The sequence below is a fragment of the Geofilum sp. OHC36d9 genome (genome assembly GCF_052400685.1).
GTDB lineage: Bacteria > Bacteroidota > Bacteroidia > Bacteroidales > Marinilabiliaceae > CAZHHH01.
Genome location: NZ_JBQTGJ010000014.1, coordinates 60,726 through 86,292 on the forward strand (window position 1 = coordinate 60,726; position 25,567 = coordinate 86,292).

A 25,567-nucleotide genomic window follows, 5' to 3' on the forward strand; every position below is an offset into this window, starting at 1 on the left:
GTGGAGATACAGGGGATTATAATATATGGATTTTAAGCTAACATCGGATTTTGAGCCAACAGGCGACCAGCCTGATGCTATTGTTAAATTAGTGAAAGGTTTTAAAGACGGAAGCAATGCACAAACGCTTCTGGGAGTTACCGGCTCAGGAAAGACGTTTACAGTGGCCAATGTGATTCAGGAGCTGGGTAGGCCAACCTTAATATTAAGTCATAACAAAACTCTGGCGGCCCAGTTGTATGGCGAGTTTAAAAATTTTTTCCCAAATAACAGGGTGGAATATTTTGTCTCGTATTATGATTATTATCAACCTGAGGCCTATCTCCCGGTGACCGATACATACATTGAAAAGGATTTATCCATCAATGAAGAGATTGAAAAATTACGTTTGAGTGCGACATCGGCTTTGCTTTCGGGCCGCAAGGATGTGATTGTGGTTTCTTCGGTGTCATGTTTATATGGTATTGGTAATCCGGAAGATTTTCATGCCAATGTTATTTCTCTTAAAAAGGGAGCTAGTATTGGCCGAACACAATTTCTTCGTCACTTGGTTGATAGTCTTTATTCGCGTAATGAGGTGGAGTTTAATCGTGGCAATTTTAGGGTGAAAGGTGATACTGTTGATATTTTCCTGGCCTACGCTGACGAAGCCTGCCGGGTGATTTTTTGGGGGGATGAAATTGAATCAATTGAGACTTTTGATCCTGTTAATAATATAAAATTGGAGGATCATGACCAATTCCTTATTTATCCTGCGAATATTTTCGTTACCACCAAAGAACGAATTCATGAGGCTATTTCGCATATCCAGGATGATTTAACGGCTCATTTGGCTTTTATGCGTGAGGAAGGTAAAGCTCTGGAGGCCAAACGACTGGATGAACGTGTTAATTATGATCTTGAAATGATCAGAGAGTTGGGATACTGTCCGGGAATCGAAAATTACAGTCGTTATTTTGATGGTCGGCCAGCAGGAACCCGTCCTTTCTGTTTGTTGGATTATTTTCCAAAAGATTTTTTGATCGTGATTGACGAAAGTCATGTTACAATACCGCAAATAAGGGCCATGTATGGAGGCGATTTCAGCCGCAAAAAGAATTTGGTGGAGTACGGTTTTCGTCTGCCATCGGCATTGGATAACCGGCCGCTGAAATTTGAAGAGTTTGAGGTTTTGGCCAAAAATGTGATATATGTTAGTGCAACACCTGCCGATTATGAAATGCAACGAAGCGAAGGTGTTATTGTTGAGCAGGTTATTCGGCCCACTGGATTGCCGGATCCTGAAATAGAAGTTCGTCCTTCGCTTAATCAGATTGATGAGTTAATTAATGAAATTCAAATTCGTATACCAAAAGAAGAACGTGTTCTGGTTACGACACTGACCAAACGAATGGCGGAAGAACTATCGGCCTATCTCACAAGAATGGGGATTCGCTGTGAATATATCCATTCGGATGTTGATACTATTGAGCGTGTTAAAATAATGGAAGGTTTACGCGAGGGGCTTTTTGATGTTTTGGTGGGAGTAAATCTTTTGCGCGAAGGACTGGACTTACCCGAAGTTTCCCTGGTGGCTATTTTGGATGCCGACAAGGAAGGATTTCTTCGGTCGGCACGTGCTTTAACACAGACTGCCGGACGGGCGGCCCGTAACCTGAATGGCAGGGTAATTATGTTTGCCGATAAAATAACGCATTCAATGCAGGAGACCATTGATGCAACGAATTATCGTCGTGAAAAACAGTTGGCATACAATGTGGCCAATCAGATTGTGCCGCATCAGGCCGTCCGCCGTAAGGGGTCTGTTATACCGGGAAGTGCGCCTGCCGCATCGGCAAAAGCTTATGTAGAGTCTGAATCGTCAGATGTGGCAGCGGATCCGGTGGTTGCTTATATGAGTATTCATGGCCTTGAAAAAGCCATTCAAAAAACGAAAAAAGCGATGGAAGCGGCATCCAAAGAGTTGGATTTTGTCTCAGCAGCACAATACCGTGATGAAATGTTTCGGCTTGAAGCATTGCTGAAAGATAAAATCAATTCATAAAATTATATTAAATAGATTATTGTTACTGTTATATATGTATATAGTTTATTTATAGCGTTGTATCTGCTTTTTTTATGAGTGGTGTTTAGTGTTTTATTTGATAATAGAGTTCCTTATTTTATATTTGTAGTCTAATTAGAGTCTGTCCATAAACTAAGTGTTTGAAGTATGAAGTTCAAATTCAAGGCTTGCGAAGTCATAAAAATCAAGGGACTGACGAACGAAGTAAAGGCAGAAACAAAGCTGTTGTTGTGGATTTATCTCATAAATGCTTTGATTATGCTTTACAAGGAGGAAGAAGACGAAGTCAGTTTACTTTTCGTAAATGACTGTTTTTATGACAAGCGTAACGCAGAAGTTGACTTTATAGACAAACACTAATTAGTGCTTCTCCATAAAGTCAGGAGTTTGAGCCTTAAATTTCAAATTCAAGGCTTGCCCAGCTCGATAAATTTGGGCTTAATATGATAAACGACCATTTTGAGGATAAACATAACGCAGATGTTGGACTTTTCTTGTAAGCCCTAAATATTATACCTTACTCATTCAACTATGTCGAATATCGTGGCCTTGTCAGAGGCAGCATCAATCGCTCTTCACAGTATGGTTCTTATTGCGAAGACCAATGAAGTTCTTAATGTAGGTGAAATATCTGCTAGAATTTTTAGTTCCCGTCATCATGTAGCAAAAATTTTACAGCGGTTGGCCAAAGAGGGATTTATTTCTTCCAACCGGGGCCCCAGTGGTGGTTTTACTCTCCGAAAGGATCCGGATGAAATTTCTTTACTTGCTATTTATGAGTCCATTGAGGGCACTCTGGATGTTCAGGCTTGTCCGGGAGCAAAGGAGACCTGTCCTTTTGATAGTTGCATCTTGGGCGATATGTCGAAGCGCATTTCTCGCGATATTCGTGATTATATGAAAAATAAAAAGCTGAGCGACTATATTAATCATTAATTATACGAATAATATGACAAGCTGTTAAGGCCGCTGTTTCAGTGCGTAGCCTTTTGCGACCCAACGAAATAGGCTTAAATCCATATTCTAAAGCCATTTTTATTTCTGCTTCGCTAAAATCACCTTCCGGACCGATAAGAATGAGGGTGTTATTGCCTTTTTGGGCCGCTGTCTTCAGATGGACGGTATTGCCTTCCTGACAATGGGCAATAAATTTGTCACCAGCAAAAGGTTTCTTTACAAATTCACTAAAGGTTATGGCAGGGTTGAGTATTGGCCGCCACAAACTGATAGACTGTTTAGTAGCTGCAATTATGACCTTTTCGAGTCGTTCGGGTTTGATGACTTTACGTTCTGAGTTACTGCAGAATATGGGGGTGATTTCTTCAATCCCTATTTCAGTACTCTTCTCCATAAACCACTCTGTTCGATCTATATTTTTTGTTGGTGCTATTGCGATATGACAGATATACAAAGGAGCCGCCTCATCTTTTTTAGCTTGAATTTCTACGCGGCATTTTTTGGGCGACGCGTCAGTAATGCGGGCTTCAAATAAATGCCCTTTGCCATTCAGTATATTTATAACATCACCGGCCTGATGTCGCAATACCCGGATGCAATGGTTCGATTCTTCCGGGCTAAGAACACCTCCGTTGACGAGTATTTCGGGTTCATAAAACAGCTGCATGTGCCTAATTCATTTGGTTGAGTCACAAAGGTAAATAATTAGTAAAATAATTACAGTCATCGGGTACATCAAATCAAAAAAATGTGTTCATTTGAAGGGTTAAGCAAAGTGCAATACGGCGTTTTGATGCAATGTGCTTTTAGCTTATATATTAAATACTTAACTAATGAAACCTGTTAATTTTATTAAGATGATGTCGCAGCCCGACGACATCACCTGCGGTCCTACCAGTTTACATGCTATCTATAACCATTACGGCCTATCTATTGACCTCGACGACGTAATTGGTTCGGTTAAATCGCTGGAGGGGGGTGGAACGTTGGCTGTAATGTTAGGTATTGATGCTTTGAAGAAAGGTTTCTCAACCCGTATTTACAGCTATAATCTAAAAATGTTTGATCCCTCATGGGAGGGTATTTCCAACAGTGAATTGGTCGAATTACTTGAGAAGCAGCTTCAGTTTAAAACGGGTAAAAAGTTTGAACAAGCCACTCGTGCGTATCAGACATTTCTCATGCTTGGGGGCGAAATTTTATTTGAAGATTTGCAACCTGCTATTTTTAAGTCTTACTTCGATAAAGATATTCCTATTCTTACAGGGCTCAGTGCAACCTATCTTTACAACTCACCACGTGAATATACCAACAGAAAGAACAAATCTGTTTTTGATGATTTACGTGGGGAGCCAATGGGTCATTTTGTGGTTTTATCGGGAATGAAAGATTCATCCGTATTTGTAGCCGACCCTTACAAGGAAAATCCCATATCCGGGAATAACTACTATGAGGTGAATATTAATCGACTGATAAATTCAATTTTGCTGGGTAGTGTCACTTACGATGCCAACATGTTAATTGTTATACCCAAAGGTCAGTTTACATAAATACATAAAACAGATATTCCAGATTTTTCATGAAAAAAATAATTGTAATAAATCATCCACATAAGTGGAATTTTGAAATTTCCGATGTCGATGTTGTTTCCCCAAAAACTTACCTGGAATCGGAAACATACGCTAAAATGAAGAATGCTCGGGTTTTTAATCTTTGCTTCGATTATGCCTATCAAACCCGCGGTTATTATGTGTCATTGCTGGCAGCTGCCAGAGGACAGAAAGTAATCCCTTCCGTTAAAAATATTCTGGATTTAAAAGCGCAGGCTATCGTAAAGTCGATTTCGGAGGCTGAAGATGATTTAATTCAGAAGAAATTAAAGCACATTCGCTCCAAAGAATTTGTATTGAGTGTTTATTTTGGACGCAATATTTCTCCTCAGTACGACAAGCTGGCACATGTGCTCTATAAATTGTTTCAGGCGCCATTGCTTAGAGCGCGGTTTATTTTTGACGGTAAGAAATGGGAAATTCAATCGGTAAAGACGATTCCCTTTAAGGAAATTCCGGAACATCATCTGGATTTTGTTTATGATACGGCCAAAAACTACTTCACGCTTAAAAGATATGATAAGGCCAAAGTCGAAAAGTTTAAGTATGACCTGGCGATTTTGGTAAACCCCGATGAGTCGGAACCGCCATCCAACAAAAAGGCCATCTCCAATTTTGTGGATGCTGCCGAAAAACAAGGTTGTTATGTGGAGTTGATTACGAAAGAAGATTACAGCCGTATTGGCGAGTTTGATGCGCTGTTTATTCGGGAAACCACGGCTGTCAATCATTATACGTATCGCATGTCGCGCAGGGCCCAGCGTGAAGGACTGGCAGTTATTGATTCGCCGGAATCGATTTTGCGATGTGCCAATAAGGTTTATCTGGCCGAGCTGCTGTCGCAAAATAAAATTGCGACGCCCAAAACGATTATTATCCATTCCGAAAATGTTAAGGGGGTTGAAAACAAGCTGGGCTTTCCCTGCGTGCTTAAATTGCCCGATTCGTCGTTTTCGCAAGGCGTGGTTAAGGTCGATACACCCGAGGAGATGAAGATTAAGGTGAGGCAAATGATGAAGGTTTCAGAGCTTATTATTGCACAGGAATTCATGCCTACCAATTACGACTGGCGGGTGGGGGTGCTTAATAATAAAGTTTTATTTGTTTGTAAATATTATATGGCCAAAGATCACTGGCAGATATATAATTGGGGCAGTAAAAATAAAAATGACATCACAGGTAATTTTGATATTTTTGAAATAGATCAGGTGCCGCCTCAGGTTATTGATATTGCACTGAAAGGAACGAAGCTTATTGGTAATGGGCTTTATGGCGTGGATGTGAAAGAGGTGGACGGAAAGGTTATGATTATTGAAATTAACGATAATCCTAACATTGATGCAGGTATTGAAGACTCGCTGTTGCACGAAAAAATTTACGATACGGTGATTGAATATCTTTTAAGTCTGGTGGTTCGATGATATCAGAAGGGGTTCATGGAGTTGGTTCAGCATCTTATCGTTGAGCTTGCTTCTTAATCCTGGCAAAACATCATTAATTGCCATTTTGTCGACTGGTTTGAGTGTGTTCAATGTTATAAATTGATAGTTAATTCAGATGTCAGAAATAAAAAGGCCGTACTCACTTTTTGAAGTGACCGGGGTTGAATTGGAATATATGATTGTGAACCGGGATACCTTGTCGGTGATGCCGGTTTGTGATCAACTTTTGCAAGAGGTTACGGGTGAAATAACAGCCGATTATGAAAATGGCGCAGTGGCCTGGTCCAACGAATTGGTGAATCATGTGGTGGAACTGAAGACCAATGGTCCGGTGGTGAGCCTGAAAGGGGCTGATGGAATATTTTACGAGAATATCCAACAGATAAATAACTTGTTGGGGCGTTTCAATGCCATGCTTTTGCCTACGGGCGCTCATCCGTGGATGGATCCGTTTACTGAAACCTGTCTTTGGGAACATGAATACAACCAGATTTATGAACTTTATAATCGTATTTTTGATTGTAGAGGACATGGCTGGAGTAATTTACAAAGTACTCATATCAATTTGCCATTTTCGGGCGATGAAGAATTTGGCCGGTTGCATGCGGCCATTCGTCTGGTATTACCACTTTTGCCGGCTTTGTGCGCCAGTACCCCTTTGTTGGATAGTCAACTGACGGGGTTTTCTGACAGCCGTCTCGAGAAATATCGCAACAATCAAAAGAAAATACCTTCTATTGCCGGTAAAGTGATTCCGGAAGCGGTGTTTACGGAAGAGGCCTATTATGAACAGATTTTTAATCCCATAATGCGCGACATACGGCCCTATGACCATGAGGGTGTGCTGGACCATCATTTTTTGAATTCGCGGGGCGCCATCGCACGGTTTGATCGTAGCGCCATCGAAATACGGTTGATTGATATTCAGGAATCTCCTAAGGCCGACCTCGCTATTGTTGAAGTCGTTGTGGCATTGCTGAAATGGTTGGTTAGTGAAAAAGGAGTCGCTTATTCAGAGCAAAAAAAATGGCACGAAGATTCTCTGGCAGCAATATTGGTGTCGACCATCAGAGATGGCGGAAAGGCACTCATTACGGATGCTGAATATTTGAGTATATGGGGCATTGACAATCTGTCGGCACAAGCAGGCGATGTTTGGGGGCATTTGTTGGAGCAACTACAACCGTTATTGTCGGCCGAAGCTTTCCAGACGGCTTCCAGAATTGTTCGTGCCGGTACATTAAGTTCACGTATTGTTAGAGCACTTCAGGGAGATTTGTCACATGGTAAAATAAAGCAGGTTTACCAGGGGGTGGCCGATGCATTGGCAAACAATCAATTATTTAACGCCTGATGGTATCCTGTTTTTTGTCGTGTGAGCATGGTGGTAATCAAGTCCCGCCGGAATATAAATTTTTATTTACGGATGCCGACGAAGCATTAAAGTCTCACAGAGGGTGGGACCCCGGGGCTTTGTCTCTTTATCGCGCGATGATTTCCGATGCGACTTCCTTTTCCATTTATAGCGAAACAACCCGTTTGTTGGTTGATTTAAACCGTTCTATAAACCGAAAAACATTGTTCTCCGAGTTTTCTGCGGTTCTTTCAGCCCGAAAGAAAGAGGAGGTCCTTAATGGTTATTATTATCCGTTTCGCCAATCTTTTGGTGATGCTGCTGAAGCAGTCCTGTTAAAGGGAGCCAAAATTTTTCATGTGTCGGTACATTCGTTTACCCCTGTGTTTAAAGGTAAGATTCGTAATGCCGATTTGGGCTTGTTATTTCATCCCGGTCACGGTGATGAAAAAAAGTGGGCAATTAGGTGGAAACAGGAGCTACAGAAAGAATTTCCGAATTTTCGTATCCGGTTTAATTATCCGTATCTGGGCAAGACTGACGGGCATGTTGCTGCTTTGCGCCTTCGGTTTGGAGTTGATTATGCCGGCATTGAACTGGAAATGAATAATAAATACGCCGATGATGAGCGGGTGCGATGTGGTATTGTAAATGCCTATCATCGGCTTTGTAACAGACCGGCATAATAAAACACACATCGCTTTAATTTTTATTTTCTTACTTTTGTCTGATACACCATTGAGTAAATGATACAATGACAACCTATTCCTGGGGACACAGTGGACGATATAATGATTTTAGTCGGCATATACGTTCTGTTTTTGGTCACAGATTTCAGAAAATATCCATTAATGCCGGTTTTACCTGCCCCAATCGCGACGGTAGTAAAGGTGTGGGGGGATGTGCTTTTTGTAACAATGAAACGTTCAATCCTGATTATTGTAAGTCTGATTTATCGGTTACCCTGCAAATCGATAAGGGAATTGAGTTTTTTCAAAAAAAACATCCCTATACTGATTTTATGGCTTATTTTCAGGCCTATACCAATACCTATGGTGAACTGTCACATCTCATCAGTTTGTATGAAGAAGCCGTTAGCCATCCTTTAATTAGGGGGGTGATTGTGGGTACACGGCCCGATTGTTTGTCTGATGAGTTACTGGACTATTTTGAACAATTGCAGCAACGTGTATATGTGAATGTAGAACTGGGGGTGGAGTCGACCAACGACGCCACGTTAGACCGAGTGAACAGGGGACATGATTTTGCCACCACTTGTGATGCAGTACAACGGCTCTCAGCAAAAAAAATACCAGTGGGAGCACATCTTATTTTGGGACTCCCCGGCGAAGACAAAGATCAAATGCTGGCTCATGCCGATGCCATGTCGAAGATTCCTGTGAAATATTTGAAAATACACCAACTACAGTATGTTAAAGGCTCATCAATGGGGCGCGATTACCTCCAAAATCCTGAAAAATACAGGGTGTTTGAAATTGACGAATATGTGGAGCTTATAATCGATTTTTTAGAGCGGGTTCGTCCCGATATTGTAATGGAACGTTTTGCCAGTCAGGCGCCCCAGGCACTATTGCTAGCGCCGAGGTGGGGCCTGAAAAATTTTGAGGTGGCTCGTTTGGTCGAAAAACGGCTGGACGAACGTGATACCTGGCAAGGGCGTTTGTTTAAATTATAATGAGCCAAACACTTTTTGTAACAAATCAGTTACTTGTGCTGCCGGGTCGGTTCGTATTTTTTCTTCTTCTCCGGCCAACTTCAGAAATAAACCGTCAAGTGCTTTATTGGTAAGATATTCGTCAAGAGAGGTATTTACTGTTTCAAAATTTAGTAATTGCCCTGAAAGTGAACTTGCGAAATTGTTCCATGGTGTCGTTAAATTTTCCCATGCGTCATTGGCCGTTATTCCGCCAATAATATCTTTGTCTAATGAAGTCTGTATTTTAGGTTGATACAACTCGAATAAATCATCATAGGTGCTGCTTTTCAGATATTGAGTGGCCGCATCGTTATCCCCGTTAAGAATTTCAAAACCATCCAGAATAGACATGTCGGTAATGGCATCCCAAAAAACTGGCGCAACTTCGCTGGCTGCATCTTCAGCCGCACGGTTAATACTTAAAATTACCTTTTCAACGAGAGCTGATCCGCCCGGAATATAACTTATATTCTCAACAATAATATCGGCTTCGGAGGGAAGCCCTATTTTTACCAGTTCATCTGCGTAATAGCCGTTGGTTATTGATAAACCTGAGGCGGCAGAGTCGACTCCAATTTCTAATGCTTCCTTTAACCCATTGACGACCACCGATTCTGTGAGTTCGCCATTGTATATTTCATCTATAATATCAGCTGCTTCATCGCAGCTGGTTAGTGCCGTGGTAGCAATCAGACCTAAGAAAAAAAATCTTTTCATAAATAGTTAATTAGTAATAGTTTTAAAATTGAGAGGTTTCTTTTGGCAAAGCAATCTTTTGATTTGAGCTTTCAGACTCAAAACTCGGACTTTAAGAAAAGACACTATTTTGCCTTTCGTTTATAATCAAAAGATCCCCTTTTATAACCTGTGTTAAACTTATGTTTTCCATTTTTGTTTGAATTTTTTTCATTGGTTCTGGTTTCTTCTGATTTTGGAGGTTTGTCAAATAGTTGTTTTTCAATTGATTCCAGATGGTTGTTGCGCAAAATAAGGCTGATGTCTTTTTTTGCTTCAGGTTTATACCAGAAAAAGAATAACCGTTGTTTCTGTTTTTCTTCTTTACTGTGTGCAGTATAAACCGGCTCCAGCGTATACGGGTGATAACCGGAGTAGTATATAACGGTGGCTACAGTCATGGGGGTTGGGGTGAAATCCTGAATCTGTTCAAGATTAAAATTTAACTGTTTGGTTTCCACGGCCAATTGCGCCATCGTTTTTTCGGTACTGGCCGGGTGACTTGAGATGAAATAGGGAATTAATTGTTGCTTTAGTCCGTGTTTTTCGTTTAGGGCGTTGAAGATGCCGGTGAATTTTTTAAAAAGGTTAAATGATGGTTTGCGCATCGTTTTTAAAACTTCATCCGATGTGTGTTCCGGTGCAACTTTCAGTCGTCCTGATACGTGCTTTAATATAAGTTCTTTGGTGTAGGCTTTGTGCGATTGCTGTTCTTCTGGCGAAGCTTTAGGATTTAATAGCATATCATAGCGCACACCACTGCCTATGAAGGATTTTTTAATGCCTGGCAATTGATCAACCGAATGGTAAATATCGAGCAATGGCTGGTGTGATGTATTTAAGTTGCTGCAAACGGATGGAAAGATGCAGGAGGGCCGCTTGCAATTGTGGCAAATTGTTAAATCGTTACCCTGCATTTTATACATATTAGCGCTGGGCCCGCCCAAATCAGAGATGTAACCTTTAAAATCGGCCATCCCGCTAATTTGTTTAACCTCGTTAAGGACGGATACTTTGGATCGGGAACTGATAAATTTTCCCTGATGCGCCGAAATGGTGCAAAAACTACATCCACCGAAACAGCCACGGTGCAGAATTACCGAATGCTTTATCATTTCGTAGGCCGGAATAGGGCCTCGTTTCAGATAACGGGGATGTGGCAATCGGGTAAATGGCAACTCAAAGGTCTTATCCAGCTCTTGTTCGCTCATGGGGGGATAGGGCGGATTCACGACAATTCGTTTGTCGCCGCACACCTGGTGCAAGCGTGCCGCTTCCATCCGGTTTGACTCGGTTTCAATATGCTTAAAATTGTTTGCAAATCGTTTTTTGTCAACCAAACAAATATCGTGCGAAGCCAGCTCGATGTTATCCCATTTTTTGTGAGGTGGCAGAGGTATGTCAATATTTTGAATAATAGCTGTTTGCGGAATGGTGGTCAAATGGTCGAATGGAACACCTTTTGTTACAAGTCGAACCACTTCGCGCATAGGTAATTCTCCCATGCCGTAGACTAACAAATCAGCTCCCGACCATTGTAAGATGCCGGGTTTCAATTCATCACGCCAATAATCGTAATGGGTTAAACGGCGTAAAGAGGCTTCGATGCCTCCTAAAACGACCGGCACATCCGGATATATATTTTTGAGAATTTTGGTATAAACTGCCGATGCATAATCGGGCCGAAAACCAGCTTTCCCATCAGGAGTATAGGCATCGTCAGAGCGCAATCGGCGCCCGGCAGTATAATGGTTGACCATCGAATCCATATTTCCGGCTGTGACGGCGAAAAAAAGTCGCGGTCGCCCGAATTTCCGAAAATCACGTAGGTCGTCTTTCCAGTTTGGTTGTGGCACAATGGCCACCTTTAAATGCATTGATTCGAGCAGACGACCAATCACTGCGGCCCCAAAAGCGGGGTGGTCCACATAGGCATCGCCCGAAAAAAGAATGACATCAGGCTGTTCCCATCCCAATAAATTCATTTCTTTTACTGATATTGGCAGCCAGCGTTGTTTTGAATTGAAATCTTTCAACTATTTTTTATTGCAAAGATAGATTTTTCAACGATGCCTTTAAAACCTGATATAATGTTTATTTTGTAGAAGTTGGTTATATGTATAATAAAAAGGGCAATTTGTTACTTAAATTATTTTTTTTCAAAAGAGTTCAACTTTTTTTTTTAATTTTAAAACCAATGTTAATTTTGTAAGGATAATTTGAACCATGGTTAATCCAAATATTGACTTAATCGTAAAATTAGAGGAGAAAATAGATCTGCTGATAGAGCGGTACCGGGCTGAAAAAGAGGAGAATAAAATGCTTCGCAATCAGGTATCACAGTTAACCAATCAGTTGAGTCAGGCTTCGGCTACTTATACTTCTCTGGAGGAAAATTACGATAAGTTGAAGATTGCCAAGACATTGGAGGCCTCGTCCGAAGATGTTAAGGAAACCAAGCTGCGGATTAATCAAATAGTGCGGGAAATTGATAAGTGTATAGCTCTTTTGAATCGTTAAAGGCCTTATTATGGATAACAAACTTTCGATAAATGTGAAGGTAGCAGAGCGTTCGTATCCGTTGCGTGTGGATCGGAACGATGAAGAACGCATCCGAAAGGCAGCGAAACTTATTAATGATAAAGTATTACAATATAAGCAGCGTTATAACGATAAAGATGTTCAGGATTTTTTGGCCATGGCCGCTTTGCAGTATGTCATTAAGGCGTTGGAACTGGAAAATGGTCAGGATTTGATGCCGGTGCTTGACGCCGTTGCTGCAATGGACCAGAAACTTGAACAGGTTTTATCGGACGAATAACCGCTTGAGATAGATATTTTTTACCCGTATTTTTTTCCTGGGGCTGCTTTTGGTGGCCTATTATTGATATGGCAGGAAAGAAATGCGTTTTTTTATATTATAGTATCAACTAAATAGAAATAAGAATGGATATACTAATAGGAGCAGTAGGTTTTTTGGCTGGTGGTTTGGTGGCTTGGTTTGCGATAAGTCAGGCACTAAAATCGCGTTCACGTAAAATTATTCGTGAGGCTGAGGCTGAAGCTGAAGTTATAAAGAAAGATAAAATACTTCAGGCTAAGGAGAAATTTTTACACCTTAAAGGTGAGTATGAAAAGGAGATTAACAGTCGCAATGCTAAGATGCAGTCGCTTGAGAATAAACTGAAACAACGAGAGTCTGTTTTTTCTCAAAAAATGGAAGAGTATCAGCGTAAGAAAAAGGAGGTTGATACGGTTCGCGAAAGTTTAAACAGTCAGATTGAGATTGTAGAGCGTAAAACGGATGAGTTGGAAAGACTTCACAAGCAGCAGGTTGAGCAGCTCGAAAGTATTTCGGGGATGTCAGCCGATGAGGCCAAGGAAATGCTGGTTGAATCGTTGAAAGCTGAAGCAAAAACTGAGGCCATGTCGTTTGTGAATGATATTATGGATGAGGCGAAAATTAATGCCAACAAAGAATCGAAACGAATCGTCCTTAATACAATTCAGCGTGTATCCACCGAAACAGCCATAGAGAACTCTGTGACGATTTTCCATATTGATTCGGATGAGATTAAAGGACGTATAATTGGTCGTGAAGGACGTAATATCAGAGCTTTAGAAGCTGCTACCGGCGTAGAGATAATAGTGGATGACACCCCTGAAGCAATCGTGCTGTCGGCTTTTGACCCTATGCGGCGTGAGGTTGCTCGTTTGGCCTTACACCAGTTGGTTACCGACGGTCGTATCCATCCGGCACGAATCGAAGAAGTTGTTAATAAGGTTCGTAAGCAAGTGGAAGAAGAGGTGATTGAAATTGGTAAACGGACGTCCATCGACCTGGGGGTTCATGGTTTGCATCCTGAATTGATAAGGCTGGTGGGTAAGATGAAGTACCGTTCATCCTACGGGCAGAATTTGTTGCAACACAGTCGTGAGACAGCCAATTTGTGTGGTATTATGGCGGCTGAGTTAGGATTGAATGCCAAACGGGCCAAACGGGCCGGGTTGCTTCACGATATTGGTAAGGTGTCGGATGAGGATCCGGAATTACCGCACGCCATTTTGGGTATGAAGCTGGCCGAGAAATACAAAGAGAAACAGGATATTTGTAATGCCATCGGAGCCCACCACGACGAGGTGGAGATGAATACAATGATTGCACCGATAATTCAGGTGTGCGATGCTATTTCAGGGGCACGTCCTGGCGCACGTCGGGAAGTGGTTGATGCTTACATCAAACGCTTGAAAGACCTTGAAAGCCTGGCGTTGAATTACCCAGGTGTTTTGAAAACATATGCTATTCAGGCAGGACGTGAATTGCGCGTAATTGTGGGAAGCGAAAAAGTGTCGGATAAGGATGCCGAACAGCTTTCTTACGATATCGCCCGTAAAATCCAAACGGAAATGACCTATCCGGGTCAGGTCAAGATTACCGTTATTCGCGAAACCAGGGCCATTAATTATGCCAAATAAGCGCGTGCTATAATAAAGATAAAAAGTGCGGAGTTTTTAACTTCGCATTTTTTATTTGTACACGTTTATTTTGCGATGTAATTTTTATGAGGCTCAAAGAAATAAATTGCCTATTTTTGCCATTAAGAGGAATAACAGATGAGCATTATTAAGAATAAAAAAGTATTGGTGACAGGTGGAGCTGGCTTTATCGGTTCTAATATTATCGGTAAATTACTGACACAAAATAATGAAGTTGTGTGTCTGGATAATTTTGCCACCGGAAAGCGTGAGAATATCGCAAATTACCTCACCAATTCATCTTTTAAACTCATTGAAGGGGATATCCGGGATTTATTGGTATGCCGCGAAGCCACTAAAGATATTGATATTGTATTACATCAGGCCGCATTGGGGTCGGTTCCTCGTTCCGTAAACGATCCGTTAACCAGTAATGCGGTTAATGTGGGCGGTTTTCTGAATGTGTTGGTTGCGGCACGTGATGCTGGCGTAAAGCGGATTGTATATGCGGCCAGTAGCTCTACTTATGGTGATAATGAGCAACTGCCTAAAGTGGAAGATCACATCGGACAGCCTTTATCGCCCTATGCTGTTACCAAGTATGTAAATGAATTGTACGCCTCTGTTTTTGCCCGTGTTTACGGTATGGAATTAATAGGGTTGCGCTATTTTAATGTCTTTGGACCGCGTCAGGATCCGGACGGTGCCTATGCAGCTGTAATTCCTTTATTTGTAAAGTCATTGATAAATGGGGTGCCACCCAAAATTAATGGCGATGGGTCTTTTTCACGTGATTTTACTTATGTGGCCAATGTGGTACAGGCTAACGAAAGAGCGGCGACGGTCCATACTAAAGAAGCGATTAATACCGTTTATAATGTGGCTTGCGGGTCGCGGGTGTCGTTAAACGAATTGGTGGCATCCATAAAAGAATTACTGACTGAATATCAACCCGAAGTCTCAGCCATTATACCTGAATACGGACCTGAAAGAGTGGGGGATGTTCCTCATTCGTTGGCCAGTATTGAAAAGGCAAAAACATTGCTCGGCTATTGTCCCTCTCATCAGTTTCACGACGGCTTGAAAGAAGCTATTGGTTGGTATCGGGATTTTTTTATAATGAGAGATTAACCAAAAAGTAATAATAGTTTAGAAAATTGTTCTTTTTTCGAATATCAACACCATAAAAATAATACCCAAAAATGTCTAAAACAGCATTAATTACCGGTGTTACCGGTCAGGATGGTGCTTACTTGTCGGAGTACCTGTTGAAAAAAGGTTACGTTGTGCATGGCCTTAAAAGGCGTTCATCACTTTTTAATACCGAGCGCATCGATCATATTTATCAGGATCCGCACACCGAAAACAGGAATTTCACGCTTCATTATGGCGATTTGACCGATTCGGCCAATATCATACGTATCATTCAGGAAACGCAGCCCGATGAAATTTATAATCTGGCAGCGATGTCGCACGTGGGTGTCAGTTTCGACACGCCTGAATATACGGCTAATGCCGATGGAATTGGGACGCTTCGTTTTTTGGAAGCCATTCGCTTATTAGGGTTAGTTGATAAAACGCGTTTTTATCAGGCCTCAACCAGTGAATTGTATGGTTTGGTGCAACAGGTACCACAGAGTGAAACCACACCGTTTTATCCGCGTTCGCCTTATGCGGTGGCTAAGTTATATGGGTACTGGATTACGGTAAACTATCGTGAAGCCTATAAAATGTATGCTTGTAATGGTATTTTGTTTAACCACGAATCTCCCATCAGGGGCGAAACATTCGTAACCCGTAAAATTACGCGTGCGGTGGCACGAATAGGACTGGGCTTACAGGAGAAATTTTACCTTGGAAATATGTCGGCTAAACGTGACTGGGGGCATGCCAAAGATTATGTGAAGGCAATGTATCTGATGTTACAGCAGGATGAGCCCGACGATTATGTGGTGGCTACCGGTGTTACTACCTCTGTACGCGATTTTGTCCGTATGTCATTTGCTTTTTTGGGATGTGAAGTCGAGTTTCGCGGTAAGGGCGTAGATGAAAAAGGCTGGATTGTGGCCTGCACAAACCCTGAATTTGAACATCTGAAAGGAAAATGTGTGGTTGAGGTTGATGCTCGTTATTTCAGACCTACCGAAGTTGATTTATTGATTGGTGATCCGGCTAAAGCTAAAGCAAAATTGGGTTGGGAGCCTAAATATACCTTGCAAACATTAGTGGAAGACATGATGAGTTCAGATCTTAAATTGATGAAAAAGGATAAGTATCTGCGTGATGGTGGATATCAGACCTTAAATTATTTTGAATAATGAATAAAGATAGTAGAATATATGTTGCAGGTCATCGTGGTCTGGTCGGCTCGGCTATTACTCGTGAACTGCAGAAATCGGGTTATAACCATCTGATATTGCCGGACCATAAAACGTTGGATTTATTGGATCAGGTGGCGGTGATGACTTTTTTTGAAACCGAAAAACCCGAGTATGTTTTTCTGGCGGCTGCCAAAGTCGGTGGAATTATGGCTAATAGTATTTATAGAGCCGATTTTATTTATCAGAATTTACAGATCCAGAATAACATTATTCATTCGGCATGGAAAACGGGCGTGAAAAAATTGCTTTTTCTTGGCAGTTCTTGTATTTATCCGCGCGACTGTCCCCAGCCTATGAAGGAAGAGCATCTGCTTTCGGCGCCTCTTGAATACACCAATGAGCCTTATGCCATTGCCAAAATAGCCGGAATGAAGATGTGTGAGTCATTTAACTTGCAATATGGAACCGATTATGTCTCGGTAATGCCAACTAACCTCTATGGGTTGAACGATAACTATAACCTGAGAGGTTCGCATGTTTTACCGGCTTTTATACGTAAGATGCATCTGGCCAAGTGTCTGATGAATAATGATATGGCAGGGGTACGTCGTGATTTGGAGGCGCGCCCCATGGATGGGCTCTCAAATACCATGAGCGATAGTGATATTATTAAAGCGCTGGAAGAGTTTGGCCTATTTAAAGATGGCGAAACGGTGGAATTGCGTTTGTGGGGTAGTGGTAAACCGCGTCGTGAATTTCTTCATTCCGATGATTTGGCACAAGCGGTCGTGTTTGTGATGAATCATATCAGCTTTAAGGATGTGGTAAAAGAACGTGGTCTTGAAGAGGTGCGTAATACGCACATAAATATCGGTTTTGGAGAAGATATGACAATTGCCGAGTTGGCTGGTTTAGTCAAAGAAATTGTTGGTTTTCAGGGAAATCTTAACTGGGATGATTCCAAACCTGATGGGACTTATCAAAAACTTATGGATATTTCACGCCTGCGCGATTTGGGCTGGCAGCCTTCCATTTCATTGAAAGATGGTGTGAAAAGTGTTTATGAAAAATATTTGAGTTAGTACTTGCATGAAAATTCATGCGCTTGATTATTACTGTTCTAATTTCATGCTTGTGAAGTCCGAAAAATATGATTTTCCTCTGCTAAATGACTATTTTGAAGACAATCATAATCAGGTCATTTTATGGACAGGCACTAAATAGTGCCTGTCCATAAACTAAGTGTTTGAAATATAAAGTTCAAATACGAGGCTCGCGACGTCATAAAAATCAAGAAGTTTACCTTTCGTAAATGACTGTTTTTATGACAAGCATAACGAAGTAGTTGATTTTATAGACAAACACTAAATAATGAACCCCGGGAGCAACCAAATGCTTACCAGGGTTGTTTTTTTTATGGATTGACTTTTGAACGGTGAGTCGTTGAGACTAACTTTTTTCAGGAATAAAAAAGGCTTTGTGATTTTTCGTATCGTTGTTTTTTTTTGTTAATTTAAACTTTCTCGGTATGGTATTTTATGAACATACTGTTTTTTTTGTAGAGCATTAAAATCAAAAAATAGTTATGTCGAATTTTGATGAAATTATTGACAGGGCGGATACACGTGCATTGAAAGTGGAAAGGTGTTCTGTGTTGTTTAACCGTAAGGATGTGTTGCCATTGTGGGTGGCAGATATGGATTTTGCGGCACCTCCAGCTGTTCAAAAGGCATTAAAGCAGCGCATTGAACATCCCATATATGGTTATACCGTTCGTCCGGAGTCCTTTTTTGATTCTATACGTGAGTGGCAGATGCGGCGTCATAACTGGTCGGTCGAAAACAGCTGGATTGAATTCTCACCGGGCGTAGTGCCTAGTTTAGGACTGGCTGTGCAGGCTTTTACGCAACCCGGCGAAGGGGTGATTATTCAGCCCCCGGTATATCCGCCTTTTTTTGGCGTCATCAACGATTTTAACCGTAAAGTGGTTGAAAATAATTTGGTGGAAAAGGACGATCACTATGAAATAGATTTTGATCATTTTGAAACAATGGCTGCCGACGATAATAATAAATTGTTTTTGCTATGTCATCCGCATAATCCTGTCGGTCGCGAATGGAGTGAAGAGGAGTTGCGCAGAATGGGAGAAATTTGTGTACGACATAACGTCATTATTATTTCAGATGAGATTCATTGCGACCTTACGCTGTTTGGTCATAAGCACATACCGTTGGCCACAGTATCCCCGTCAATAGCCGATATTACGGTGACATGCATGGCGCCAAGTAAGACGTTTAACCTGGCGGGTTTTAGCACTTCGTACTTCATAGCGTCAAATACACGACTGCTCAAAGCAATGCGCCAACAACTTTTTGGTTATCATTTGCACATGGGGAACACCTTTGGCGCTTTGGCTTTGGAGGCTGCCTATAACCATTCGGAAGAGTGGCTCGACGAGTTGAGGGAATATCTCGAAGGGAATGTGATGTTGATGCATAATTTTTTGACAGAACACCTGCCTGAGGTGAAAATGGTGATGCCGGAAGCGACTTATCTTTTGTGGCTGGACTTCAGGGCTTGGAGTATGAGTCAGTCTGATTTAAAACGTTTTATGACTGATAAGGCCGGTCTGGGATTGAATGATGGAAGTACTTTCGGACGAATGGGCGAAGGCTTTATGCGGATGAATGTGGCCAGTCCGCGACGCATTGTTGAGAAGGCGCTGATTCAATTGCGGGATGCGCGGAAAGAATTTTTGTCAGAAGTACGTTAGTGAGGACTATTTCGTTTATTATTTTCTGAGTTTTTTTAGGATTTTTGTAGCACGGCTGCGATATCCCGGACTACCCATTTCGTAGCCTGCATCGATGATGCTGACTAGTTCATTGGCCAGCTCTGGATAGATGGTGCAAAGGTTGGCGATGATTTCCATGGCGTTGGCTTGCAAGGCTACCGGCGTGTTGGAATTTGTCATCCAATGAAAGCAGGTATCTACCAGATGACCATTGTCAATATCAGCCGGATCGATCATTCGTAGTATGTTGGTGATATGCCGGTGCACGCCATGATGTGAGGTCTTTAATACTATATTGGTCAATTGCGACAGATAGGGTTCAACAAGGTGTCGTTTATTGCGCGCCAGATTATCGACTACCCATGCCGCTCGCCAGGCAATTTTTGGCTCAGAATGCGAAATGGTCTTTATGAGTTCAGGTAACTCCTCGGGATGCTGTTGCAGGTAGCTGGAGAAGTATTTGCTTTGTCCGCCCGATTTAATACTTATTAGGGTTTCCGGCCAATCCATAGGTAATTTGTTTAAGTCGTGTTAGCAAGAAAACTCCAATTTTTTCGCTACGCTCGCCTTTAAAATGGTTATTAACACCAGTAATCTCCTGTTTTTCAAGCTGCGCAAGTTTCAAAAATGAAGTTTTCTTAATCTGCCACAAGAGTTTTGTTGCAAGCACTAAGTAATTTATGTAAAGACACAAATATTAAAAGTCTTAGGTGAAAAAACAAATATCTTTTATTGTGTCTTTACAGATTTTATCAGGCTTGTTTCAATTGCATTTTTTCAAAAAAACTTTTTACATGAGCAATCATTTGTCGTTCGGTCATTTTATCGGCCGATTCTAAATAGATGGATTTGTTAGAAAAAATTGGTTGTTTACGAAGTTCTTTTTCCAGTTCTCTTTTTGTTTTTGATGGACCAAATAAAAAAATTGCTTCTGTATTGTGGGGCAGTGATTTGATTATCTCATTCAAATAGTGTTGTTTTTGTTGCTTTCGTCGGTTGGTAATTTTATTTTCGGCATTGGTTAACAGACTCCCAATACGTGATGCTTTGCGTTCTCCGGGGATGCGGGTTCGCGACTCTACTTCTGATTTAATCACGTGAACATTTGGGGTGTCACCATCAGCCATACTAATTATGAAGGCTTTGCTGGTATCCAGCCAAATACCTAGTTCTGTTTTCATAAAGCATCTGTTTTTTTAGTGAAATAATCATGAATTAAAAGTCTTCATAATTTACAACTAAAGGAAGGCTCAGTCAAACGAAAGCGGGTAATTAACAAAAATTCACATCCGTATAACAAACTTGTAGAATCCGAAAAAACTGGCTTTCTTTGCATCTAAATGATGTTTTTATGGCGCGCTATTTCATGGAACTGGCTTATAATGGTTCTCATTTTTGCGGATGGCAAATTCAGCCCAATGGCGTTTCAGTGCAGGGGTTGGTGGCGGAGGCTTTGAGCACTATTTTGCGGGTTCCGACTTCTGTAACCGGTGCCGGCAGAACCGATGCCGGAGTGCATGCCAGTTATATGGTGGCTCATTTTGATGTGCAACAGCCGCTTCAATCACCCGCTGATTTGGCCCGTCATTTAAGTCGTTTTTTGCCTGCTGAGATTGAAGTTTTTAGTGTTATTCCTGTGGCTGATGACTCACACAGTCGCTTTGATGCCGTTGCACGACGGTATGAATATCATGTAACGATAGGGAAAAATCCTTTTACACGTGGTTTGGCAACGCGTTTAAATTATATGCCTGATTTTGATGCGATGAATCAAGCCGCTGAGATGTTATTGGGATACAAGGATTTTACAAGCTTTAGTAAACTACATGGCAATGCCAAAACCAATTTATGTGATGTTACGAGAGCCTATTGGGAGCCGCGCGGCAATCGGTGGGTTTTTATCATTGAAGCAAATCGTTTCTTACGTAACATGGTGCGGGCGGTGGTTGGAACACTACTGGAGGTCGGTCGTGGTAAGCTTGATATTGATGGTTTTGGCAAGGTGATAGAGTGCAAACATCGCGGCGCAGCCGGTACGTCTGTAGCCGCCGAAGGTTTGTATTTGGTGGATGTAGTATATCCGACCGATATTTTTCAACCGACTCATAAAAGATTTAATGAAAGTTAATTATAAGGTCGCTTCGTGGTCTGTTGTACTAAGCAAATATGCGATTTGCATATTGTTGCCTTCGCCCTTAGCCTTAAAATTATAAATTCCATATTCGCCAGGCTTCTTCAGCCTGAAGATGTAACATTTCCAATCCATTTTTTACGACAGCTCCATTTTTGGAGGCATTTTTCATGAATAGAGTTTCATCAGGATTATAAACGAGATCGTAAACCAGATGCCGATTGGTTAGGACTTTATAATTTATGTCAGGACATTGATCAACATTGGGGAATGTTCCAAGTGGCGAGGTATTGATAATTATTTTGTATTCCGATAAAATTTCCTGCGTTAGGTCGTTATATGAAATTTGATTTACATTTTGGGGAGCTCGTGAGACAAAAAGATAAGGAATACCACATTTTTGTAACCCGCGGGCTACTGCTTTTGAAGCACCTCCGGTTCCCAGTATCAACGCTTTGGTGTGCCACGGTTTAAGAAGAGGCTGTAACGATTGGGTAAAACCAATCACATCGCTGTTGTATCCTTTTAGCGTTCTCTTTTTATTTTTCCAGTCAATTTTAATCACATTTACGGCGCCTATATTGGCCGCTTCCTCATTCAATTCATCCAGGAAAGGAATGACTTGTTGTTTATAGGGTATTGTGACATTTAAACCGGCAATATATGAATGGTGCTGAAGCAAACCTTCGAATTCGGAAATGGAGGGAATGGGGAAATTGAGATACCGTGCCGCCATTTTTTCATCCGCAAATTTTTGAGTAAAGTACTTTTGTGAAAATGAATGTCCTAATGGATGCCCTATTAATCCATACGTTTTCATGATGGTGTATTTTTGCTTTTTGTTTTTCCTAAAATCTCAGTGACAGTAATGGTTGCCAGTCCAAGTATAATAAAAAGAATAGCCCAGCCAAGAGTTTCATTTATTTCGGGCCAATGCCACTGATAACCAATTACTTTTGTTTTTTCGCCAAAGGTTTGTACCAGTTCTGTCTTCCATGGCCACAAAATACCTAACGAACCAAGTATAAAACCGGTGAGCAATGAGATGGTTGAATCAGGAAATCGTTTCAGCAGCCACGATAAAAAGTGGGAAAAGGCGATTAACCCGATTACGCAACCAATAGCAACAGGCAGTAATATCGCAAAATTAAACTGACTAACAGCCTGTATCATGATGAGTTGGTAGTTGCCCATCAGAATTAAAACAAAGGAACCACTTAAACCCGGAAGTATCATACTACAGATAGCTACAATGCCACATATTATTAAGTAGAAAAATGAGGTATTTTCGGAGGCTGGAGTCATCACGCTGATGGCCAATGCAATTGCAGTGCCTGCAATAAATGTGGAAACCGAACCAAAGTGCCATGTTTTAACGGTTTTGCCCACGAACCAAACCGAAGCAAGTACCAATCCAAAGAAAAATGCCCAGACATACACCGGTTGATGCTTGAACAGATAATCAAGCAGTTTAGCCAACGACAGGATGGCAATACCTACACCGAGAAATAATGAGGTTAAAAATGCCAGATCTGTATAGATGGCAAATTTTTTAAAATTGCCTGTAAGTAATAATTTAAGGGCTTTAATATCAAACGATTTAATGGCGTTTATCAATCGTCCGAAGACACCTGTAATCAGGGCAATGGTTCCACCCGAAACACCCGGTATAACATTGGCGGCTCCCATTGCCATCCCTTTTAACAGGAGGGTCAAAAACTGCTTTATCATAATGGTTTATTCTGTATCGTTTTCTTCTGTACCCGGAGCAATGAGTTTTAATAATGTGGAACCGTGCAGTCCAAGTCGTTTGGTCTCCAAAGGAATAATGTCTTCGGGGGCGATGTTGCACAAATTTACATTATTACCGAACAGATTTATTAATTCAATTTGTTGATCTTTTAAGGGTGCATCCCAAATCAGTTGATCAATGCTGATTTCATTCATTTTATAGGCGGCAATGTAGGAGGCGAGTCCTTCTTCTCCGTATACCGGCAATTGGATACTTTCTTTGACAATGATGAATTTTGCTCCGGCAGACAGTTCTTCCTGTGTTTTTGATAGCCAGGTGTCAAAGGATATAAATCCGTTAATGGTAAAATTGGTGGCCTGGCTTATTACATCGTAGTCGATGTTGAGTTGTTTGATATATTCTATTTTTTTCTCATGCGAAATCTGAATGGTACCATCCGAAACTTCAACATATTCGATGCCATATTTATCCAGATAGCGGAAATAGTCGTTCATGGCTTTACGATAAGCAAATACTTCGAATAAGGTGCCACCAAAATAAGGTTTGATGTCAGCTTCCCGATAAATATTGAGCTTCGACTCCAGACTGGGTATTAACAGGCTGGTTCCGAAGGCCATTTTGACAAAATCGGTGTAAGGCACATTACCTTCGGTAAAATTTTCGGCTTCTTTTACACTCAGACTTTTGTCGGTCATGATGGTGAGGCCGTTGGTACGGGGTTTTTCAGGTCTTTGCGGTAAAAAATCGATGTTAAAGTTCATGATTTAAATGTTTATCAATGACTTGACTTAATTTCTTACTCTTCTTTATCATCTTTTCAACTTTGGGAAACAAATCCAGAAAGAAATCAATACCCGGATCGGCTTCCAACGCCAAATCGAGATAGTGAACGGCTTTGTTTAAATTTCTCTCTTCCAGAAGATAATGGGCGCAAAACAGATAATGCACCGCAGACGACTCCGGATATTTTTGTTTCCATTTGTTTAAAAAATCAAATCCGGTAGCTTTAGGGTTCAATTCAATTTTTAATTGATATAATTCATACAGGTTGCGCAAGCTGTCGGGATCGTCTTCAAATGCCTTTTCAAAGGCTTTCTGAGCCAGTTTTTTGTCGTTGTTCAGAAGCAATGCGCGGGCTCTTAAGTACCATAATTCACCAATGTCGTGGTGGTGATTCAGCGCCACCGTCGAAGCCTCTATGGCTTCATCAACCATTTCTCGATTGATGAGAGTGGCCAGATAATTTAACCACGCCGGCATATAGTCGGGGGTTTTGGTTGTCGTTAAACGATAATACCGTAACGACTCTTCTGCCTGTCCCATCTGTTCCAGACAATCGGCAATGTAATGATAAGGCAAAACAGTATCGAAACCAAGTGATATGTATTCGATATAACAGTCAATGGCTTCGGCCGGTCTGTTCAGGCTTACCAGAGCATTGGCCTTATTAAATAATGCTTCACCATGGTCGGGCATAATAGCCAGAGCGTAATCATAACAATTTATGGCCTTTTCAAATTCATCGTCCTTAATATATAAAATGCCAAGATTATACCAGGCATTCTCGGAAAATGGATTCAAATCAATAACTTTTAAATATGTCTTGAGACCATTGTTGAAGTCAAACTCTTTATCATAGGCATAAGCCAATTCAAACAGCATATTTTCATTGTCTGGATATTCGTCGCAGGCAGGTTTCAGAAATTGAATTGATTTTTTAAAGGCTTCCTGCTGATTGAAGAAAACACCAATATCGAGTAGTATATCTTCGCGATCATCAAAAGCTATATTCAGAGCATGGGTAAAACAGGTTTCTGCCTCTTCTGTGTGATCGTTACGCAGGTATACCAAACCAAGATTAAGATATACTTCAGGATTTGAAGTTTCTATTTTTGATAGGCTTTGAAGCAGTCGTACCGCTTTTTTATCATCCCCTTTTTCCATTAAAATAATGGCTTGTTTCACTTTTAAAGAGGTGGCATTGGGGTGCTGAAGTATGCCTATAGACAGTATTTTTTCTGCTTTGTCAAATTGGTATTTATCGGTAAAAAAGTCAAATATGGTTTCGATGGTATGAACGTCGAAAAAAAAGCTTCTTTCGCCGCTATCCATTCGTTCAAAACGTTCAATTTCGCCTTTTATCTCGTTATAGTTGGTTTGCCAGGATTCGTACATAAAATAAACAATGATTATGATGCAAATTTACTCAATT

The 25,567-nt window shown here is 41.2% G+C and carries 25 protein-coding genes; 16 read left to right on the forward strand and 9 right to left on the reverse strand.

Going from position 1 to position 25,567, the window contains the following annotated elements:
• Window positions 1-25: 25 nt before the first annotated feature.
• The 3 genes from uvrB (at window position 26) to ACT3CD_RS13015 (ending at window position 3,001) form a co-directional block, all read left to right on the forward strand.
• Window positions 26-2,044: an excinuclease ABC subunit UvrB gene (gene uvrB / locus ACT3CD_RS13005; RefSeq protein WP_444646071.1), complete on the forward strand. Its 2,019-nt coding sequence runs from the start codon at window positions 26-28 to the stop codon at window positions 2,042-2,044.
• Between the two features lie 168 nt (window positions 2,045-2,212).
• Window positions 2,213-2,425 (forward strand): hypothetical protein, encoded by a 213-nt coding sequence (locus tag ACT3CD_RS13010; RefSeq protein ID WP_444646072.1) that lies wholly within the window; start codon window positions 2,213-2,215, stop codon window positions 2,423-2,425.
• A 171-nt stretch (window positions 2,426-2,596) separates the two neighbouring features.
• The gene (locus tag ACT3CD_RS13015; RefSeq protein ID WP_444646073.1) at window positions 2,597-3,001 is read left to right on the forward strand and encodes an RrF2 family transcriptional regulator; all 405 of its coding nucleotides are present in this window, start codon (window positions 2,597-2,599) and stop codon (window positions 2,999-3,001) included.
• Here the strand turns inward: ACT3CD_RS13015 and ACT3CD_RS13020 are convergent.
• Window positions 2,991-3,689, reverse strand: coding sequence for a 16S rRNA (uracil(1498)-N(3))-methyltransferase (locus tag ACT3CD_RS13020; protein WP_444646074.1), 699 nt, complete (start codon window positions 3,687-3,689; stop codon window positions 2,991-2,993). The two genes, ACT3CD_RS13015 and ACT3CD_RS13020, sit on opposite strands and share 11 nt — an antisense overlap.
• Before the next feature lie 166 nt (window positions 3,690-3,855).
• Between ACT3CD_RS13020 and ACT3CD_RS13025 the strand changes: the two genes are divergently transcribed.
• From ACT3CD_RS13025 to ACT3CD_RS13045, 5 genes are all read left to right on the forward strand, one after another.
• Window positions 3,856-4,572 carry a peptidase-C39 like family protein gene (locus ACT3CD_RS13025; RefSeq protein WP_444646075.1) on the forward strand — a complete coding sequence of 239 codons (717 nt, stop codon included), beginning with the start codon at window positions 3,856-3,858 and terminating at the stop codon, window positions 4,570-4,572.
• 29 nt (window positions 4,573-4,601) lie between these two features.
• Window positions 4,602-6,053 (forward strand): RimK family protein, encoded by a 1,452-nt coding sequence (locus ACT3CD_RS13030; RefSeq protein ID WP_444646076.1) that lies wholly within the window; start codon window positions 4,602-4,604, stop codon window positions 6,051-6,053.
• Between the two features lie 136 nt (window positions 6,054-6,189).
• Complete coding sequence (locus ACT3CD_RS13035; RefSeq protein ID WP_444646077.1) at window positions 6,190-7,428, forward strand: carboxylate-amine ligase; 1,239 nt, start codon at window positions 6,190-6,192, stop codon at window positions 7,426-7,428.
• Complete coding sequence (locus tag ACT3CD_RS13040) at window positions 7,428-8,114, forward strand: N-formylglutamate amidohydrolase (protein ID WP_444646078.1); 687 nt, start codon at window positions 7,428-7,430, stop codon at window positions 8,112-8,114. The genes ACT3CD_RS13035 and ACT3CD_RS13040 overlap by 1 nt, the downstream gene beginning before the upstream one ends.
• Before the next feature lie 68 nt (window positions 8,115-8,182).
• Window positions 8,183-9,124, forward strand: coding sequence for a TIGR01212 family radical SAM protein (locus ACT3CD_RS13045; RefSeq protein WP_444646079.1), 942 nt, complete (start codon window positions 8,183-8,185; stop codon window positions 9,122-9,124).
• On the opposite strand, the gene ACT3CD_RS13050 is transcribed toward ACT3CD_RS13045, so the two are convergent.
• Together ACT3CD_RS13050 and ACT3CD_RS13055 are read right to left on the reverse strand one after the other, a co-directional pair.
• Entirely contained in the window at window positions 9,119-9,862 is a 744-nt protein-coding gene (locus ACT3CD_RS13050) for a DUF4197 domain-containing protein (RefSeq protein ID WP_444646080.1), read from the reverse strand. The genes ACT3CD_RS13045 and ACT3CD_RS13050 overlap by 6 nt on opposite strands.
• Before the next feature lie 104 nt (window positions 9,863-9,966).
• On the reverse strand, window positions 9,967-11,916 hold the full coding sequence (locus ACT3CD_RS13055) for a YgiQ family radical SAM protein (protein WP_444646081.1): 1,950 nt from the start codon (window positions 11,914-11,916) through the stop codon (window positions 9,967-9,969).
• Window positions 11,917-12,106: 190 nt separating this feature from the next.
• Between ACT3CD_RS13055 and ACT3CD_RS13060 the strand changes: the two genes are divergently transcribed.
• From ACT3CD_RS13060 to ACT3CD_RS13090, 7 genes are all read left to right on the forward strand, one after another.
• Window positions 12,107-12,400 carry a hypothetical protein gene (locus tag ACT3CD_RS13060; RefSeq protein ID WP_444646082.1) on the forward strand — a complete coding sequence of 98 codons (294 nt, stop codon included), beginning with the start codon at window positions 12,107-12,109 and terminating at the stop codon, window positions 12,398-12,400.
• Between the two features lie 10 nt (window positions 12,401-12,410).
• Window positions 12,411-12,701 carry a cell division protein ZapA gene (locus ACT3CD_RS13065; protein WP_444646083.1) on the forward strand — a complete coding sequence of 97 codons (291 nt, stop codon included), beginning with the start codon at window positions 12,411-12,413 and terminating at the stop codon, window positions 12,699-12,701.
• A gap of 125 nt (window positions 12,702-12,826) precedes the next feature.
• On the forward strand, window positions 12,827-14,356 hold the full coding sequence (gene rny / locus ACT3CD_RS13070) for a ribonuclease Y (RefSeq protein WP_444646084.1): 1,530 nt from the start codon (window positions 12,827-12,829) through the stop codon (window positions 14,354-14,356).
• A 138-nt stretch (window positions 14,357-14,494) separates the two neighbouring features.
• Window positions 14,495-15,487 carry an SDR family oxidoreductase gene (locus ACT3CD_RS13075; RefSeq protein ID WP_444646085.1) on the forward strand — a complete coding sequence of 331 codons (993 nt, stop codon included), beginning with the start codon at window positions 14,495-14,497 and terminating at the stop codon, window positions 15,485-15,487.
• Window positions 15,488-15,558: 71 nt separating this feature from the next.
• Entirely contained in the window at window positions 15,559-16,674 is a 1,116-nt protein-coding gene (gene gmd / locus ACT3CD_RS13080; RefSeq protein WP_444646086.1) for a GDP-mannose 4,6-dehydratase, read from the forward strand.
• Window positions 16,674-17,759 (forward strand): GDP-L-fucose synthase family protein, encoded by a 1,086-nt coding sequence (locus ACT3CD_RS13085; protein WP_444646087.1) that lies wholly within the window; start codon window positions 16,674-16,676, stop codon window positions 17,757-17,759. Before gmd ends, ACT3CD_RS13085 begins: the two co-directional genes overlap by 1 nt.
• 503 nt (window positions 17,760-18,262) lie before the next feature.
• Window positions 18,263-19,450 carry a MalY/PatB family protein gene (locus ACT3CD_RS13090; protein ID WP_444646088.1) on the forward strand — a complete coding sequence of 396 codons (1,188 nt, stop codon included), beginning with the start codon at window positions 18,263-18,265 and terminating at the stop codon, window positions 19,448-19,450.
• Window positions 19,451-19,468: 18 nt separating this feature from the next.
• Here the strand turns inward: ACT3CD_RS13090 and ACT3CD_RS13095 are convergent, their stop codons facing one another.
• Window positions 19,469-19,981: a hypothetical protein gene (locus ACT3CD_RS13095; RefSeq protein ID WP_444646089.1), complete on the reverse strand. Its 513-nt coding sequence runs from the start codon at window positions 19,979-19,981 to the stop codon at window positions 19,469-19,471.
• A 242-nt stretch (window positions 19,982-20,223) separates the two neighbouring features.
• Window positions 20,224-20,652, reverse strand: a complete 429-nt coding sequence (locus ACT3CD_RS13100; RefSeq protein WP_444646090.1) for a hypothetical protein — start codon at window positions 20,650-20,652, stop codon at window positions 20,224-20,226.
• A 170-nt stretch (window positions 20,653-20,822) separates the two neighbouring features.
• On the opposite strand from ACT3CD_RS13100, the gene truA reads away from it, so the two are divergent.
• Window positions 20,823-21,599, forward strand: a complete 777-nt coding sequence (truA, locus tag ACT3CD_RS13105; RefSeq protein ID WP_444646091.1) for a tRNA pseudouridine(38-40) synthase TruA — start codon at window positions 20,823-20,825, stop codon at window positions 21,597-21,599.
• Between the two features lie 79 nt (window positions 21,600-21,678).
• Here the strand turns inward: truA and ACT3CD_RS13110 are convergent, their stop codons facing one another.
• From ACT3CD_RS13110 to ACT3CD_RS13125, 4 genes are read right to left on the reverse strand one after another with little or no spacing between them, the layout of a single operon-like run.
• Complete coding sequence (locus ACT3CD_RS13110; RefSeq protein WP_444646092.1) at window positions 21,679-22,422, reverse strand: shikimate dehydrogenase family protein; 744 nt, start codon at window positions 22,420-22,422, stop codon at window positions 21,679-21,681.
• A complete protein-coding gene (locus ACT3CD_RS13115) occupies window positions 22,419-23,333 on the reverse strand; it encodes a DUF368 domain-containing protein (RefSeq protein ID WP_444646093.1) in 915 nt (304 codons plus the stop codon). Before ACT3CD_RS13115 ends, ACT3CD_RS13110 begins: the two co-directional genes overlap by 4 nt.
• A gap of 6 nt (window positions 23,334-23,339) precedes the next feature.
• Entirely contained in the window at window positions 23,340-24,116 is a 777-nt protein-coding gene (locus tag ACT3CD_RS13120; protein ID WP_444646094.1) for a phosphosulfolactate synthase, read from the reverse strand.
• The gene (locus ACT3CD_RS13125) at window positions 24,106-25,530 is read right to left on the reverse strand and encodes a tetratricopeptide repeat protein (protein ID WP_444646095.1); all 1,425 of its coding nucleotides are present in this window, start codon (window positions 25,528-25,530) and stop codon (window positions 24,106-24,108) included. The genes ACT3CD_RS13120 and ACT3CD_RS13125 overlap by 11 nt, the downstream gene beginning before the upstream one ends.
• Window positions 25,531-25,567: the final 37 nt, after the last annotated feature.

What these genes read in the sequence shown, in the direction of transcription:
- ACT3CD_RS13010 (WP_444646072.1), top strand. Translation starts at nt 2,213, where the DNA reads ATGAAGTTCAAATTCAAGGCTTGCGAAGTCATAAAAATCAAGGGACTG.
- ACT3CD_RS13095 (WP_444646089.1), bottom strand. Translation starts at nt 19,981, where the DNA reads ATGGATTGGCCGGAAACCCTAATAAGTATTAAATCGGGCGGACAAAGC.
- ACT3CD_RS13040 (WP_444646078.1), top strand. Translation starts at nt 7,428, where the DNA reads ATGGTATCCTGTTTTTTGTCGTGTGAGCATGGTGGTAATCAAGTCCCG.
- gmd (WP_444646086.1), top strand. Translation starts at nt 15,559, where the DNA reads ATGTCTAAAACAGCATTAATTACCGGTGTTACCGGTCAGGATGGTGCT.
- rny (WP_444646084.1), top strand. Translation starts at nt 12,827, where the DNA reads ATGGATATACTAATAGGAGCAGTAGGTTTTTTGGCTGGTGGTTTGGTG.
- ACT3CD_RS13090 (WP_444646088.1), top strand. Translation starts at nt 18,263, where the DNA reads ATGTCGAATTTTGATGAAATTATTGACAGGGCGGATACACGTGCATTG.
- ACT3CD_RS13015 (WP_444646073.1), top strand. Translation starts at nt 2,597, where the DNA reads ATGTCGAATATCGTGGCCTTGTCAGAGGCAGCATCAATCGCTCTTCAC.
- ACT3CD_RS13035 (WP_444646077.1), top strand. Translation starts at nt 6,190, where the DNA reads ATGTCAGAAATAAAAAGGCCGTACTCACTTTTTGAAGTGACCGGGGTT.
- uvrB (WP_444646071.1), top strand. Translation starts at nt 26, where the DNA reads ATGGATTTTAAGCTAACATCGGATTTTGAGCCAACAGGCGACCAGCCT.
- ACT3CD_RS13065 (WP_444646083.1), top strand. Translation starts at nt 12,411, where the DNA reads ATGGATAACAAACTTTCGATAAATGTGAAGGTAGCAGAGCGTTCGTAT.
- ACT3CD_RS13120 (WP_444646094.1), bottom strand. Translation starts at nt 24,116, where the DNA reads ATGAACTTTAACATCGATTTTTTACCGCAAAGACCTGAAAAACCCCGT.
- ACT3CD_RS13100 (WP_444646090.1), bottom strand. Translation starts at nt 20,652, where the DNA reads ATGAAAACAGAACTAGGTATTTGGCTGGATACCAGCAAAGCCTTCATA.
- ACT3CD_RS13085 (WP_444646087.1), top strand. Translation starts at nt 16,674, where the DNA reads ATGAATAAAGATAGTAGAATATATGTTGCAGGTCATCGTGGTCTGGTC.
- ACT3CD_RS13030 (WP_444646076.1), top strand. Translation starts at nt 4,602, where the DNA reads ATGAAAAAAATAATTGTAATAAATCATCCACATAAGTGGAATTTTGAA.
- truA (WP_444646091.1), top strand. Translation starts at nt 20,823, where the DNA reads ATGGCGCGCTATTTCATGGAACTGGCTTATAATGGTTCTCATTTTTGC.
- ACT3CD_RS13115 (WP_444646093.1), bottom strand. Translation starts at nt 23,333, where the DNA reads ATGATAAAGCAGTTTTTGACCCTCCTGTTAAAAGGGATGGCAATGGGA.
- ACT3CD_RS13045 (WP_444646079.1), top strand. Translation starts at nt 8,183, where the DNA reads ATGACAACCTATTCCTGGGGACACAGTGGACGATATAATGATTTTAGT.
- ACT3CD_RS13110 (WP_444646092.1), bottom strand. Translation starts at nt 22,422, where the DNA reads ATGAAAACGTATGGATTAATAGGGCATCCATTAGGACATTCATTTTCA.
- ACT3CD_RS13025 (WP_444646075.1), top strand. Translation starts at nt 3,856, where the DNA reads ATGAAACCTGTTAATTTTATTAAGATGATGTCGCAGCCCGACGACATC.
- ACT3CD_RS13075 (WP_444646085.1), top strand. Translation starts at nt 14,495, where the DNA reads ATGAGCATTATTAAGAATAAAAAAGTATTGGTGACAGGTGGAGCTGGC.
- ACT3CD_RS13020 (WP_444646074.1), bottom strand. Translation starts at nt 3,689, where the DNA reads ATGCAGCTGTTTTATGAACCCGAAATACTCGTCAACGGAGGTGTTCTT.
- ACT3CD_RS13125 (WP_444646095.1), bottom strand. Translation starts at nt 25,530, where the DNA reads ATGTACGAATCCTGGCAAACCAACTATAACGAGATAAAAGGCGAAATT.
- ACT3CD_RS13050 (WP_444646080.1), bottom strand. Translation starts at nt 9,862, where the DNA reads ATGAAAAGATTTTTTTTCTTAGGTCTGATTGCTACCACGGCACTAACC.
- ACT3CD_RS13060 (WP_444646082.1), top strand. Translation starts at nt 12,107, where the DNA reads ATGGTTAATCCAAATATTGACTTAATCGTAAAATTAGAGGAGAAAATA.